The sequence below is a fragment of the Rubritepida flocculans DSM 14296 genome (assembly GCF_000425365.1).
Lineage (GTDB): Bacteria > Pseudomonadota > Alphaproteobacteria > Acetobacterales > Acetobacteraceae > Roseococcus > Roseococcus flocculans.
On the sequence record NZ_AUDH01000045.1, the window covers coordinates 1 to 12,964 of the forward strand.

Here is a 12,964-nt window from a genome sequence, read left to right on the forward strand (position 1 = left end):
CGGGCAGCTTCGGATCGGGCCCGCGCTGGTGCCAGCCCGCGCCGTCCATGACGACCACCGCATGCGCGCCGGGCGCGACCTGCCCGCTGATTTCGGCGAGGTGCAGGCTCATGGTCTGCTGCTTCGCGGCGGGCAGCACCAGCCCTGCGGCCACGCCGCGCGCCTCGGCTGGCCGGGCGGCGGTCACGAGGGCGGCGAAGCCCCGCTGAAAGACGCCTGGGCCGCCGCGTCATGGCCCGGATGCCGGGGACGCACGCACAGCCGGCGGAACCCGAGCCGAGCCAGCATCGCACCCACGCTGCGCTCGGCCAGCACCACCCCGAAACGCGCCGCGATGGCCCGCGCCAGATCGGCGCGCCGCCAGCGCAGCACGCCGTCCACCTTCGGGTCGGGGCCGCGGCGCACCCATTCGGCCACCTCGGCCGCCTGCGCCGCGCTCAGCCGAGGCCGCGCGCCGTTGCCCGCCCGCCGGTCCCGAAGCCCCACCAGGCCCGCCTCGTTGTAGCGGTGCACCCAGTCGCGCAGCGTCTGCCGATCCATCCCGGCCGCACGCGCCGCCTCGCCGCGCGGCCGGCCCTCCAGCGCCAGCACCAGCATCCGGCGCGACGCACCCGCCTCCCGCTCGCGCGATGCGGCATGCCGCAAGCCCGCCGCGTCCAACTCCAACCGCGTGATCGCCACCCCCGCCATCCTCGCCTCCGCCGCTCCGCGAAGACAGCGAATCACCAGCACACCCGCGCCGGAATCCCCGTCGAGGCGGGTTCAGGTGCCGCGCGTATCAGTTACCCACCGGCGATCCCGACCCGCCGTGGATGAAACTGTGGCACTGTGGTGTGGCTGGTGGCGAGGTCGGCGTGCCGATGGTGCGCCAGAGCCCGCGTGTCAGTTTCTGTCTAGCCCGCCCCCGGCCCGCCCCAGCCCCCGCCCAGCGCGCGGTAGAGCGCCACGGTGGAGACGAGCCGCGCGAGCTCGGCCAGCACGAGCTGCTCATTGGCCGAGAGCGCCGATTGCTGCGCCTGCAGCACCGAGACGAAGGGCAGCGCGCCCTCGCGCCAGCGCAGCTCCGCCAGCCGATAGGCGCGCTGCGCGGCCTGGAATCCGGCGCGCCGCTGCTCCAGCGCCCGCCGCGCGGCCTCGGCCAGGGCCAGCGCCGCCTCCACGTCGCGGAAGGCGGCGAGGATCACGCCCGCGCGCAGCTCCGCGATCTCCTGCGCGCGCGCCACGGCCTGGTCCTGCCGGGCGCGCAGCCGCCCGCCCTGCAGCAGCGGCGCGAGCAGCCCCGCCGCCAGGGTGAAGGCCGCGCCCTGCGGCGTGAGGAAGGCCGAGAGATCCCCGCTCTGCAGCCCGCCCGCCACGGTCAGCACCAGGGAGGGGAAGCGCGCCGCGCGGGCGGATTCCGCATCGAGCCCGGCGGCGGCCAGCTCCGCCTCCACCCGCGCGATGTCGGGCCGGCGCAGCAGCAGCTCGGAGGGGATGCCGGCGATGATGGGCGGCGCCGTCAGCCCGTCGAGGGAGCGGGCGCGCACCTCCACCTGGTCCGGCCGCTGGCCGAGCAGCAGGGCGAGGTTCGCCAGCGCCTCGGCCTCCTGGCCGCGCAGCGCCTCCAGCGTGGCCTGCTGGGCGGCGAGGGCGGCGCGCTGCTCCTCCAGCTCCACCTCGCTCGCCGCACCCTCGGCGCGCTGGATCTCCACCTGGGAGAGGATGCGCCGGGCCGCCGCCGCGCTTTCCTCGAGCAGCGCGAGCCGCCGTCGGAGGGCGAGCAGCGTGAAATACCCGGCCGCGGTCTGCGCCGTGAGGGAGAGGGCCAGCGCGTCGCGGTCGTGGCGGCTGGCCAGCACCCGCGCATCGCCGGCCCGCGCGGCGCTGGAGAGGCGGCCCCAGAGATCCACCTCGTAGCTGGCGGAGAGGGTCAGCGAGGCGGCATCGCCCTCGCGGTTGTTGCGCCCGCCCGCGAGGTCGGGCCCGCGGGCGCGGGCGATGCCGGCGCCGAGCGAGACGGAAGGCGCCAGCGCCGCGCGGGCGATGCGCGCCCCCGCCTCGGACTGCGCGATGCGGAAGGCGGCGGCGCGCAGCCCCGCCTCGCCCACCTGCGCCTGCGCGATGAGCGAATCGAGTTCCGCGCTGCCATAGCCGCGCCACCAGGCGGGATCGGGCCAGGTGGTGGGGGTGTCCACGCCGGCCTGGGCGAAGCGGGGCGCGGCCTCGGGCCGGGTGAAGTCGAGCCGCGGGTCGGGCCCGCAGGCGGCGAGGCCGGCGAGCGCGCCGAGGGCGGTGCGCCGCGTCGGCCCGCGCATCGGCTCAGCGCGCCTTCACGGGGCGGCTCGCGTGGCTGTCCGCCGGCACGCCGCGGGCAAGCGACATGTGGCTGTGCACGGCCAGCCAGCGCTCGCCCTCGCCCGGGTTGGGCACGAGCACCAGCGTGGTGCGCCCGGGCCGGTCGAAGGGCGTGCCGTCGGGGTGGTAGCCGGTGGAGGTGAAGGGCGCGATGGCCACCGCGAGGCTGCCATCGGCGCTCGCCAGCACGCGGGTGGCCTCGAGGCGGAAGGCGAAATCGCTCGTCTTCGGCCAGACGCTCTCCCACTGCCGGTCGCGGAAGGGTTCGAGCCCCTCGACCAGCGCCTGCACCGTGCCGAAGGCGATGATGCGCGGGTGCCAGAAGGGGTAGGCGCTGCGGTAGTCCACCTCGCGCACGCAGGCGGCGAAGCGCGCGAGCCAGTCGTGGATGGCCGCGGCGATGGCGGGCGGCGCCTCGGGCAGGGGCGGGGGCGTCATCGCGGCCGACCGGCGCGCGGCCCCGGGAAGAAGGCCAGCGCGGCGTCGATCTCGCGCAGCGCCGCGGCGGCGTCGCGGCGCAGCAGCGCCTCCCGCGCCGCGGCGAGATGGCCGATGGGGCCGCCGCGCAGCGGCTCGCCCGCGCGGGCGGGCGCGGTGGAGCGGGTGAGCAGGCGGGCCTCCGCCCGCTCCAGCAGCTCGTTCGCCTGGCCGAAGCGGCGCGCCTGCACCGCCTCGCGCGCGTTCAGCAGCAGGCGGCGCGCGGGCTCCTCGCCCAGCGCGTCGGCGGCCTCGGCGTCGCGGCGCTGGGCCTGCACGCCGGGCGGGGTGTCGGGCCGCGCGCGCTGGCGCTGCAGCTCCTGGATGGAATCCGCCTGGGCGAAGAGGTTGCCGGGCGGGTGCGGCCCACCGTGATGGGCGAGCGCGGGGGCGGCCAGCAGCAGCGGCGCGAGCAGCAGGGCGGGGCGGATCATCGCGCGACGAGCTCCTTCACATCGGCCTGCGGGCGCGCGCCGTAATGGCTGATCACCTCGGCCGCCGCGATGCTCCCCCAGCGGCCGCACTCGGGCAAGGGCAGGCCGCGCGCATGGGCGGCGAGGAACCCCGCGGCATAGGCGTCGCCCGCGCCGGTGGTGTCCACCACCTTCGTCGGCTGCGCGGCGACGACATGGCGCTCCCCGCCCGCGAGGATGACGCTGCCGCGCTCGGAGCGCGTGAGCACGGCGATGGTCACGTCCTTCGCGGCCAGGGCGGCGGCCTGCTCGAAATCGTCCGTCTCGTAGAGGGAGAGGATCTCGGCCTCGTTGGCGAAGAGGATGTCCGTCTCCTCCGCCACGAAGGCGCGGAAGGCGGCGCGGTGGCGGCCGACGCAGAAGGGGTCGGAGAGGGTGAGCGCCACCTGGCGGCCGGCGGCGTGGGCGGCGCGGGCGGCGGCGCGGAAGGCGGCCTGGGCGGCCGGCGGGTCGAACAGGTAGCCCTCGAGATAGACCACGCGCGCGCGCGCCACCTCGGCCGCGTCCACATCGGCCTCGCCGAAGGCGACGCAGGCGCCGAGATAGGTGTTCATCGTCCGCTGCCCGTCGGGGGTGACGAGGATGAGGCAGCGCGCGGTGGGCGCGCCGCCCTCCAGCGGGGGGGTGGGGAAATGCACGCCGATGGCGCGGATGTCGTGCGCGAAGACCTCGCCGAGCTGGTCCTTCGCCACCTTGCCGAGGAAGCCCACCCGCGCGCCGAGCGCGGCGGCCACGGCGCAGGTGTTGGCGGCCGAGCCGCCGGAGCTCTCCACCCCCGGGGGCATGGCGGCGTAGAGGGCCTCGGCCTCCTCGGTGCTGACGAGGCGCATGCCGCCCTTGGCGAGGCCGCGCGCGGCGAGGAAGCCGTCCTCGGCGGGGGCGAGCACGTCCACGATGGCGTTGCCGATGCCGAGCAGGTCGAGGGTGGGGGCGGTCATGGGGGGCGGGGTTCCGTTGTGGCCGAAGGCCTCGGGGTTATTCGCTCCGGCGCGGATTGCAAGCCGGCGGGGGATTCGCGAGGCTTCGGCGTTGCCGCGCCGCGCCGCGGCGCTATAACGCCCGCTTGACCTGCTGTTCACGCCTCGACGTCGAAGGAGCGCCAGAATGTCCATCTTCGGCCGCAAGAAGGATGACGCGCCGGACGCGGCCAACGGGCCCGAATCGGTGAGCGTGCCCGCCGCCCGCGACCCCGACCTCGGGGTGCCCGCCTACCGCCCGCCGCCCTCGGGCAGCCAGACCGTGGGCATGCCCCCCAAGCCCGGGGCCGCGCCCGCCCCGCGCCCCGGCGTTCCCGCGGCCGGCGCCGCCCCGCGCGCCCCGCGCCCCGAGGCCGGGCATGAGCGCCGCACCCTCGTCGTCGGCCGGGGCATCAGCCTCCAGGGCACGGTGACGGACGCCGAGCGCCTCGTGGTCGAGGGCACGGTGGAAAGCCAGATGATCCAGGCGGCCGAACTCGCCGTGGGCCCCACCGGCGTGTTCCGCGGCGAGGTGCAGGTGGAGGACGCGGAGATCGCCGGCCTCTTCGACGGCACCATCACGGTGCGCGGCAACCTCGTGATCCGCGCCAGCGGCAAGGTGAAGGGCACGGTGCGCTACCGCAAGCTCTCGGTGGAGGAGGGCGGCACCATGATGGGCAGCATGGAGATGCTGCCCGGCGAGGGCTGATACGGGCGGCATCGCATGCCGCCCGTATCGCGCGCAGGGTTGGTGTGGCGGCTGCGCGCCGAAACACGCGCAGGGTTGGTGTGGCGGCTGCGCCGCTTTCGCAGGGGTCAGAAACAGCGGCCGCTGGCATGAGCCGCCCGCTCTCCCTGCGGGGCGCCGCCTGGGCCCTGCTCGGCCTCGCCGGCTGCGCCGGCGATGATCCGGCCTTGACCGCCCAGGCCTGGCTGGCGAGCCACCGGGCGAGCCTCGCCGCGCTGGGCCCGGTGGAGGCGGCGCCGCCCGGCCCCCTGCCCTTGCCGCTCGCCGCGCCCGCCGCCGCCGCCCCGCGCGCGCCGCGCCCGGCGGCGGCGCTTCCGCCGCCCGGCCCGCGTTCACTGCCGCCCCTGCCGCCGCCCGGGCCGCCGGAGCCCGCGCCCGCCCGTGCCGCCGCGTTGATCGGGGCGCGGCCGGAGCAGCTCCTCGCCCGGCTCGGCGCGCCCGCGCTGCGGCGGGAGGAAGGGGGGGCGCAGATCTGGCTTTACGCCACCCCCGCCTGCCAGCTCGATCTCGTGCTCTACCCCGAGGGCGCCTCGCTGCGCGTCGCCCATGCCCAGGCGCGCGCCCAGGGCATGGCCCGGCGCAGCGAGGCCGCCTGCCTGGGCGAGATCGCCGCGCGGCGCGGCGGCCCGCGCCCGCCCTCGGCCCGCGCCGCCGCCCCGATGGCCTGAGATGGCCCCCTATCTCGACGCCTTCGTGCCCGCCTTCGGGCTGCTGGCCCTGGGCGCGCTGCTGCGCCGCCGCCTGCTGCCCGAGGAGGCGGTGTGGGCCGGCATCGAGCGGCTGATCTTCTGGGTGCTGTTGCCCGCCCTGCTGGTGGCGGCCATCGGCTCGGTGCGGCTGGGCGAGCTGCCGGTGCTGGGCATGCTCGCGGCCATCTGGGCGGCGCTGGCGCTGGGCACGGCGCTCTCGGTCTGGCTGGCGCGGGCGCAGCGGCAGCCGCACGCCAGCATGACGAGCGTGCTGATGGGCGGCATCCGCTTCAACAACCTGATCGGCTTCGCGGTCGCGGGGGCGATGTTCGGCCTGCCGGGCATCGCGCTCGGCGCGGTGGCGACGGGGCTGATCGTCCCCTTCGTGCAGGTGGTGACCACCACCGCCTTCGCCCTGGGCGGGGCGGGGCGCGTGCGGCCGCTTGCGGTGCTGCGCCAGGTGGCGATGAACCCGCTGATCCTGGGCTGCGCGGCGGGCTTCCTGGTGGCGGCGCTGGGCGGGCTGCCGCTGGGGGTGAAGCCGCTGGTGGAGACGCTGGGCCGCGCCTCGGTGGCGCTGGGGCTGCTGGCGGTGGGGGCGGCGCTCTCCGCCCGCGCGCTGCGCGACAGGCTGGGGCTGCAGCTCTGGACCGCCGCGCTGAAACTTCTCGTGATGCCGGGGGTGACGCTGCTGCTCTGCCTCGCCCTCGGCCTCGGCGCGCTGCCCACGGCCATGGCGGTGCTGTTCATGGCGCTGCCCACGGCGGCGACGAGCTACGTCATGGCCCGCGCCATGGGGGGCGACGGGCCGCTGATGGCCGCCATCACCACCAGCGAGCACGCGCTCTCCGTCCTCACCCTGCCGCTGTGGCTGCTGCTGGTGCAGGCGGTGCATCCGGGCGCGGCCGCGTAAGGGTTCGTTCACCATCCTCCCGCACCCTGGCCCCGCGGGTGCGAGGCCGGTCGCCCCCGGCGAGGAGTGACGATGCAGAAAGCGCAGAAGGAGGCGGCCGCCTGGCGGGACCCGGCCATCGGGTTCGCCCATGCGGCCATGGAGTCGCTGCTGACCCAGCGCATGCTGCCGACGCCGGAGAACTACCGGATCTGGTATCTCTATCACGCGCGCACCCACGCCGCCCTGCGCGCCGACATCGAGGCGCGGCTGGCGGCCGGCGAGGCGCTGGACGAGGCCGCCATGGCCGCGCTGCACGCGCGCCATCTGGCCGAGCCGCCGCCGGCCGAAGCGCCGCGGGCCGAGGCGCCGCGGGCCGAGGCGCTGGGCGAGGTGGCCTCGCAGCTCGAGCTCTCGCTCGGCGCCGCCATCCAGCTTCTCGAGGGCGCGGAGGCCGGGGCGACGCGATACGGCACCCGGCTTGCCGATTTCTCGCAGGCGCTGCAGGGCTCACCCGCCAAGCTCGGGGCCGCCCTCTCGCGCATCCTCGCCGACACGGAGGAGCTCTGCCGGCAGAGTCGCGCGGTGGCCCAGCACCTCGCCGAACGCGCGCGGGAGACGGAAGCCCTGCGCGCCGCCCTGGCCCAGGCGAACGAGGCGGCGATGACCGATGCGCTGACCGGGCTGCCCAACCGCCGCGCCTTCGGTCTCGCGCTCGCCGCCGCCCTGGCCGAGCCGGGGCCGCTCAGCGTCGCGCTGCTCGACATCGACCACTTCAAGCGCATCAACGACAGCCAGGGCCACCCGGCGGGCGACGCGGTGCTGCGCGGCCTCGCCCAGTGCCTCTCCGACTGGCTGCGCGAGACGGACCACGCCGCGCGCATCGGCGGCGAGGAGTTCGCGGTGCTGCTGCCGCGCGTCCGCGCCGCGGAGGCGGCCGGCCTCGCCGATCAGCTCCGGCGCGCCGTGGCGGCGGAGCGCTTCCTCACCGCCGATGGCCGCGGGCGCTTCAGCGTCAGCATCTCGGTGGGGGTGGCGGAGCATGTCCGGGGCGAGGCGGCCGAATCGCTGATGGGCCGGGCCGACGCCGCGCTCTACGAGGCGAAACGCGCGGGGCGGGACCGCGTGATGCAGGCCGCGCCCGCGACGGCCGCCATCCGGGCCGCCTGACAGGGCCGGCGGCGCCCCCGGGCGCCCCGGGCGATTGATCCCCGCCGCGCCGCGCCGCATCATCCCTCCGCTTCGGACCGGGAGGGGGCGATGATCGGACGCAGGCAGGCAGCGCGGGGGTTGGCCGCGGCGGGGCTTCTCGGAACGGCCGGGGCGGCCCGCGCCCAGCCCGGCTTCCCGGAGCGGCCGTTCCGCTGGATCGTCGGCTACCCGCCGGGCGGCGCCTCGGACGTGTTCGCCCGGCTCATCGCGGCGCAGATGGGGCCGCGGCTCGGCCAGAACATCGTGGTGGAGAACCGCCCGGGCGGCGGCGCGGTGCTGGCGAGCGAGATGGCCGCCCGCGCCCCGGCCGACGGCTACACCTGGATGCATGTGGACAACGGCATCCTCACCTACAATCCCGCGCTCTATTCCCGGCTGCCCTACAACCCGGACACGGATTTCGCCGGCGTGGGCTTCATCGGCCGCTTCCCGCTCTACCTCGTGGTGCGCCCGGACGGGCCGGCCGATTTCGCCGCCTATCTCGCCGGCGCGCGCAGCCGTCCGCCCACCTACGGCACGCCCGCCGTCGCCTCGCCGCACCACCTCGCCATGGAGCTGGTGAAGCGCCGCACCGGGCTCTCCGCCACGCATGTGCCCTTCCGCGGCGGGCCGGCGGCGATGCAGGATCTGCTCGCCGGCAGCGTGGACAGCGTGGTGATCGACACCGCGAGCGGCCTGCCCTTCATCCGCGACGGCCGGGTGCGCGCGCTCTGCGTGCTGAGCGAGGCGCGCAGCCCCGAGGCGCCCGCCGTGCCCACCCTCGTCGAGCTCGGCCATGCCGGCACCGTCGCCTATGGCTGGCAGGGCATGAGCGTGCCCGCCGGCACCCCCGCCGCCGTCATCGAGCGCCTCTCGCGCGACATGATCGCGGCCATCCAGTCGCCCGAGGTCACGGGCCGGATGCGCAGCCTCGGCATCGAGTACCGGCCCTGGAGCCCGGCGGAATTCGCCGCCTTCGTGGCCGCCGAGAACGCGCTGTGGCGGCCGCTGATCCGCGAGCTGGGCATTCGGCTGGACGGCTGACATCAGGCGGAGGCCGGGTCGAGCCGGGGGCGGGCGCGGAAGCGTCATCCGCCCGCGCTTGCGGCGCGCGGCAGGGCTTGGCAGCGTCCGCGCCCATGAAGCTTACCCGTCGTCTCGCCCTGGGCGCCTCGCTCGGCGCGCTCCTCTCCGCCCCCTCGCTGCGCGCCGCGCGCGCGCAGGGCGGGCCCACACCCATCCTGATGGTCCATGGCAATGGCGACCACGCCGCGCTGTGGCTCACCACGCTCTGGCGCTTCGAGGCCAATGGCTGGCCGCGCGAGCGGCTGCTCGCCGTGAACATGCCCGACCCCGTGGCGCGGGCGAATGACGCGGCGCCCCAGCCGCACCGCAGCGGGAGCGCCGAGCAGACGGAGCGGCTCGCTGCCTTCGTGGCCGAGTTCCGCGCCCGCACGGGGGCGGAGCGCATCGCGCTCATCGGCAATTCGCGCGGCGGCTACCCGATCCGCGATTTCGTGGTGGCGCAGGGCGGGGCGCGCGTCGTCTCCCACGCCATCACCTGCGGCACGCCGCACCGCGGCGTCTTCGACTGGGAGTTCAACGAGGGCAGCGAGTTCAACGGCCGCGCGCCCTTCCTGCGGCGGCTGAACGCGGGCGAGACGGATGTGGTGGAGGGCACGGGATTCCTCACCCTGCGCTCCGACAACGACCTCTTCGCCCAGCCCGATGGCCGCTTCGTCGGCCGCCCCGGCGTGCCCACCGGGGTGGACGAGCAGAGCCACACCCTTCGTGGTGCCACGAACCTTCTCCTGCCCGGGCTCGACCACCGCGAGGTGGCCTATCACTGGCGCGCCTTCCGCGAGCAGTTCCGCTTCATCGCGGGGCGCGAGCCCGCCACCCTCGCGGTGCCGGCCGAGGCGCGGCCGGTGCTCAACGGGCTCGTCACCGGCTTCGCGGGCGGGGTCTTCACCAACCGCCCCGTGGCCGGCGCGCGCGTGGCCGTGTTCCGCACCGACCCCGCGACCGGCGCGCGGATCGGCGAGGCGCTGCACCAGCGCGAGACGGGGCCGGACGGCGTCTGGGGCCCCGTGACGGTCGAGAGCGGCTGGACGCTGGAGTTCGAGCTCGCCGTGCCCGGCCACCCCATCGCGCATTACTTCCGCTCGCCCTTCCCGCGCTCGACCGAGGTGCTGCACCTGCGCCCGCCCGCCCCGCTGGCCGAGGCGGATGCGGCCGCGCCCAGCCTCACGCGCCTCGCCCGCCCGCGCGGCTATTTCTCCTGGCCGCGCGACGTGGTGCTGCTGGACGGGCGCGAGCCGGCCGAGCGGCGCGAGGGCATCGCGAGCGTGGCGGTGGCGAACCTCCGCCTGCCGGCGGAGCGCATCGGCACGCCCGTGGCGGGGCTGTTCAACCAGGAATCCGTCACGGGCCGCGTGCTGCCGCGCGCGGAGAACCGCGTCGCCATCCTGGAGATGACCTGGTAGCCGCCGCCGGCCGATCCCCGCCATCGGGAGCGCCGATGGACGAAGGGGCGCGGAATCGTCTCAACTCCCGGTGTCACCGGAGAATGATCACGATGCGCCGCCCCATGCTGCTTGCCGCCGCCCTCGCCGCCCTCGCCCTGCCCGGGGCGGCGCAGGCGCAATCCAGCCTCGGCGCGGGGGCGATCACGCTGGGCTACCGGCTGAACAACGGCTGCAACCTCACGGCGCGCTCGCTCACGGTCGCCAATGCGGGGGCGGAGCTGCAGTTCTACTACACGAACAACGGCAGCAACTGGATCGCCTTCGGGGTGGAGGTGGTGCTGAACGTCGCGGGGGCGAGCCGCTTCGTCTCCTTCACCAGCACCCTGCCGCGCGGGCCGCAGTCCGACGGGGTGGTGCGGATCGTCAACATCAGCCCCGCGCTGCCCGCCAACATCTCGGGCGGCAGCGCGACGGTGACGATCACCAACTGCGCCACCGCCCCCTCGCCCGACGGGCCGCGCCGCAACTGGCAATAGCCCCGCCGCTTCACGCCCGCGCCGATTCCGGCCAAGACCCTCTCTCGGCCGGCAGGGAGGAGGCGCGGATGGGCCATGTGGTGCTGGGCTGGGACGGCGAGGACGCGGAGGCCCCCGCGCGCCGCGCCCGGGTGCGCGCGCGGCACCTCGCGGTGATCGCGCGCTGGGCGGAGGCGGGGCGGCTCAGCCTCGGCGTGCCGCTGTTCCGCGCGGATGGCGCCATCGCCGGCTCGCTCATGGTGCTGGGCGGGGAGGACGAGGTGGGCGTGAAGGAATACCTCGCCGAGGAGCCCTTCGCGCGCGAGGGCGTGTGGCTCTCCTACCAGGTGCGGCCCTTCCGCATCGCGCCGCTGCCCTATGCGCCGCTGCCCTCCAATGGGCCCACCCCCGAGGAAATGACCCACGCCGTGCTGATCGCGGAGGATGCGCCCGGCGCCGCCCCCCGCCGCGCCGCCGCGCGGCCCGCGCACCTCGCCCGCATGGCCCCCTTCGCCGAGGAGGGGGTGCTGGCCATGGGCGGGGCGCTGCTCGATGCGGCGGGCGCGATGGTGGGCAGCATCGCCGTCACCCGCCACGCCAGCGAGGCCGCCGCCCGCGCCTTCTGGGCCGAGGACCCTTACGTGACGCAGCGGGTCTGGGGCGAGGCGCGCGTCTTCCTCACGCGCTTCGCGCCCCTCCCCTACCGCCCGCTGCCCCGGCCATGAGCGCGCGGCTCGTCGAATACGCCGAGGCGCCGCCCGAGGTGCGCGCGGTGTATGATGCGGTCGGCATGACATGCCGACCGCATCGCGCGCAGGGTTGGTGTGGCGGCTGCGCGCCAAAACAAAGGCATACCAGCGGCCGCACCGACTCCTCGGGAGTCGAAATCAGCGGCCGCTGGTATGAGGACATCATGGCCACGCGCGGCGTGGCGGATGTGAACAATTTCTGGAAGGCGCTGGCCCTGCACCCGCCCACCCTGGCGCGCATCTGGGAGAGCCTGAAGCAGGTGATGGCCCCCGGCGCGCTCGACCCGCTGACGAAGGAGATGCTCTACCTCGCCGCCAGCGCCGCGGCCGGGCTGCGACTACTGCATCGCCTCGCACACCGCGGCCGCGCGCGCCAAGGGCATGACCGAGGCGATGCACGGGGAGCTGCTCGCCGTCATCGCCATGGCCGCGGAGACGAACCGGCTGGCCGAGGCGCTGCGCGTGCCGGTGGACGAGGCCTTCGGCGGGGGCGGCCGCCGCGCGCCGTGAGCGGCACGGCCGCGGGCATCGGGGCGCTGGGGCTCTGGGCCTTCCTCGGGCTGCTCACCACCCTCGCGGCGGGGCTGCCGCCCCTGCAGCTCACGGCGATGAGCTTCGCGCTGGGCGGGGCGGTGGGGCTCGGCGTGGTGGCGGCGCGCGGGCGGCTGGCCGCGCTGCGCCAGCCGCCGCTCGTGTGGGCGCATGGGGTGGGGGGTCTGTTCGGCTACCACGCGCTCTATTTCGCCGCGCTGGCCTGGGCGCCTCCCATCGAGGCCAATCTGCTGAACTATCTCTGGCCGCTGCTGATCGTGCTGCTCTCCGCGCCCATCCTCGGGCTGCGGCTCGGCGGGCGGCGGCTGCTGGGTGTCGCGCTGGGCTTCGCGGGCACGGCGGTGCTGCTGGGCGGGGGCGCGCGCTTCCCCGCCGAGGCCTGGGTCGGCTTTCTCTGCGCCATCGGCTGCGCCGTCACCTGGGCGCTGTATTCGGTGACGGCGAAGCGGCTGGCCGCCGTGCCGACCGAGGCGGTGGCCGGCTTCTGCGCCGCCTCGGCGCTGCTGGCGGCGGGGGCGCATCTGCTCCTCGAGCCGAGCGTGATGCCCGATGCGCGCCAGGCGCTGGCGGCGCTTCTGCTCGGGCTCGGGCCGGTGGGGGCGGCCTTCTTCCTCTGGGATGCGGGGATGAAGCGCGGCGACCCGCGGCTTCTGGGCACGCTGGCCTATGGCGTGCCGGTGGCCTCCACGCTGCTGCTCGCCGTGGCGGGCGGGGGCACGCTCACGGGCGCGAGCCTCGCCGCGCTGCTGCTGGTGGCGGGCGGCGGCTGGCTGGCCGCCACCGCGCGGTAATACGGTCGGCATGACATGCCGACCGTATCGCGCGCAGGGTTGACGGGCCCCCATCGAAGCTTTGCTTCGATGGGACCCGGTGTGGCGGCTGCGCGCCAAAACAAAGGCATACCAGCGGCCGCACCGGCT

13 protein-coding genes and 2 pseudogenes are annotated in these 12,964 nt (G+C 76.1%); 10 read left to right on the forward strand and 5 right to left on the reverse strand.

Annotated features, from left to right (window positions below):
* From H596_RS24905 to H596_RS0117970, 5 genes and pseudogenes are all read right to left on the reverse strand, one after another.
* Positions 1 to 690 (reverse strand): annotated as a pseudogene (locus H596_RS24905) (helix-turn-helix domain-containing protein); the annotation flags it as partial.
* A gap of 203 nt (positions 691 to 893) precedes the next feature.
* Entirely contained in the window at positions 894 to 2,294 is a 1,401-nt protein-coding gene (locus H596_RS22325) for an efflux transporter outer membrane subunit (RefSeq protein WP_051213372.1), read from the reverse strand.
* 4 nt (positions 2,295 to 2,298) lie between these two features.
* Positions 2,299 to 2,772, reverse strand: a complete 474-nt coding sequence (locus H596_RS0117960) for a YybH family protein (protein WP_051213374.1) — start codon at positions 2,770 to 2,772, stop codon at positions 2,299 to 2,301.
* Positions 2,769 to 3,245 (reverse strand): hypothetical protein, encoded by a 477-nt coding sequence (locus tag H596_RS0117965; protein WP_027286052.1) that lies wholly within the window; start codon positions 3,243 to 3,245, stop codon positions 2,769 to 2,771. The genes H596_RS0117960 and H596_RS0117965 overlap by 4 nt, the downstream gene beginning before the upstream one ends.
* Positions 3,242 to 4,222: an adenosine kinase gene (locus H596_RS0117970; RefSeq protein WP_027286053.1), complete on the reverse strand. Its 981-nt coding sequence runs from the start codon at positions 4,220 to 4,222 to the stop codon at positions 3,242 to 3,244. Before H596_RS0117970 ends, H596_RS0117965 begins: the two co-directional genes overlap by 4 nt.
* 166 nt (positions 4,223 to 4,388) lie before the next feature.
* Between H596_RS0117970 and H596_RS22330 the strand changes: the two genes are divergently transcribed.
* The 10 genes and pseudogenes from H596_RS22330 (at position 4,389) to yddG (ending at position 12,835) form a co-directional block, all read left to right on the forward strand.
* On the forward strand, positions 4,389 to 4,949 hold the full coding sequence (locus H596_RS22330) for a bactofilin family protein (RefSeq protein ID WP_245584067.1): 561 nt from the start codon (positions 4,389 to 4,391) through the stop codon (positions 4,947 to 4,949).
* A gap of 128 nt (positions 4,950 to 5,077) precedes the next feature.
* Positions 5,078 to 5,656: a hypothetical protein gene (locus tag H596_RS22335; RefSeq protein WP_051213376.1), complete on the forward strand. Its 579-nt coding sequence runs from the start codon at positions 5,078 to 5,080 to the stop codon at positions 5,654 to 5,656.
* 1 nt (position 5,657) lies between these two features.
* A complete protein-coding gene (locus H596_RS0117985) occupies positions 5,658 to 6,590 on the forward strand; it encodes an AEC family transporter (RefSeq protein ID WP_027286054.1) in 933 nt (310 codons plus the stop codon).
* A gap of 72 nt (positions 6,591 to 6,662) precedes the next feature.
* Positions 6,663 to 7,739 (forward strand): GGDEF domain-containing protein, encoded by a 1,077-nt coding sequence (locus H596_RS23140; RefSeq protein ID WP_051213378.1) that lies wholly within the window; start codon positions 6,663 to 6,665, stop codon positions 7,737 to 7,739.
* A 90-nt stretch (positions 7,740 to 7,829) separates the two neighbouring features.
* Entirely contained in the window at positions 7,830 to 8,804 is a 975-nt protein-coding gene (locus H596_RS0117995) for a Bug family tripartite tricarboxylate transporter substrate binding protein (protein ID WP_027286055.1), read from the forward strand.
* Between the two features lie 95 nt (positions 8,805 to 8,899).
* Positions 8,900 to 10,246, forward strand: coding sequence for a hydrolase (locus tag H596_RS0118000; RefSeq protein ID WP_027286056.1), 1,347 nt, complete (start codon positions 8,900 to 8,902; stop codon positions 10,244 to 10,246).
* Positions 10,247 to 10,338: 92 nt separating this feature from the next.
* On the forward strand, positions 10,339 to 10,764 hold the full coding sequence (locus H596_RS0118005; RefSeq protein WP_027286057.1) for a hypothetical protein: 426 nt from the start codon (positions 10,339 to 10,341) through the stop codon (positions 10,762 to 10,764).
* Between the two features lie 68 nt (positions 10,765 to 10,832).
* The gene (locus H596_RS23145; RefSeq protein WP_051213380.1) at positions 10,833 to 11,468 is read left to right on the forward strand and encodes a YciI family protein; all 636 of its coding nucleotides are present in this window, start codon (positions 10,833 to 10,835) and stop codon (positions 11,466 to 11,468) included.
* A 366-nt stretch (positions 11,469 to 11,834) separates the two neighbouring features.
* Positions 11,835 to 12,002, forward strand: a pseudogene (locus H596_RS24750) (carboxymuconolactone decarboxylase family protein); the annotation flags it as partial.
* The gene (yddG, locus tag H596_RS0118025) at positions 11,999 to 12,835 is read left to right on the forward strand and encodes an aromatic amino acid exporter YddG (protein ID WP_027286058.1); all 837 of its coding nucleotides are present in this window, start codon (positions 11,999 to 12,001) and stop codon (positions 12,833 to 12,835) included. The pseudogene H596_RS24750 and the gene yddG, both read left to right, overlap by 4 nt.
* The last annotated feature ends 129 nt before the right edge of the window (positions 12,836 to 12,964 follow it).

Bases quoted from the DNA above. Each gene is read 5' to 3' on its own strand.
- H596_RS22325 (WP_051213372.1), bottom strand. From the start codon at position 2,294: ATGCGCGGGCCGACGCGGCGCACCGCCCTCGGCGCGCTCGCCGGCCTC.
- H596_RS0117960 (WP_051213374.1), bottom strand. From the start codon at position 2,772: ATGACGCCCCCGCCCCTGCCCGAGGCGCCGCCCGCCATCGCCGCGGCC.
- H596_RS0117965 (WP_027286052.1), bottom strand. From the start codon at position 3,245: ATGATCCGCCCCGCCCTGCTGCTCGCGCCGCTGCTGCTGGCCGCCCCC.
- H596_RS0117970 (WP_027286053.1), bottom strand. From the start codon at position 4,222: ATGACCGCCCCCACCCTCGACCTGCTCGGCATCGGCAACGCCATCGTG.
- H596_RS22330 (WP_245584067.1), top strand. From the start codon at position 4,389: ATGTCCATCTTCGGCCGCAAGAAGGATGACGCGCCGGACGCGGCCAAC.
- H596_RS22335 (WP_051213376.1), top strand. From the start codon at position 5,078: ATGAGCCGCCCGCTCTCCCTGCGGGGCGCCGCCTGGGCCCTGCTCGGC.
- H596_RS0117985 (WP_027286054.1), top strand. From the start codon at position 5,658: ATGGCCCCCTATCTCGACGCCTTCGTGCCCGCCTTCGGGCTGCTGGCC.
- H596_RS23140 (WP_051213378.1), top strand. From the start codon at position 6,663: ATGCAGAAAGCGCAGAAGGAGGCGGCCGCCTGGCGGGACCCGGCCATC.
- H596_RS0117995 (WP_027286055.1), top strand. From the start codon at position 7,830: ATGATCGGACGCAGGCAGGCAGCGCGGGGGTTGGCCGCGGCGGGGCTT.
- H596_RS0118000 (WP_027286056.1), top strand. From the start codon at position 8,900: ATGAAGCTTACCCGTCGTCTCGCCCTGGGCGCCTCGCTCGGCGCGCTC.
- H596_RS0118005 (WP_027286057.1), top strand. From the start codon at position 10,339: ATGCGCCGCCCCATGCTGCTTGCCGCCGCCCTCGCCGCCCTCGCCCTG.
- H596_RS23145 (WP_051213380.1), top strand. From the start codon at position 10,833: ATGGGCCATGTGGTGCTGGGCTGGGACGGCGAGGACGCGGAGGCCCCC.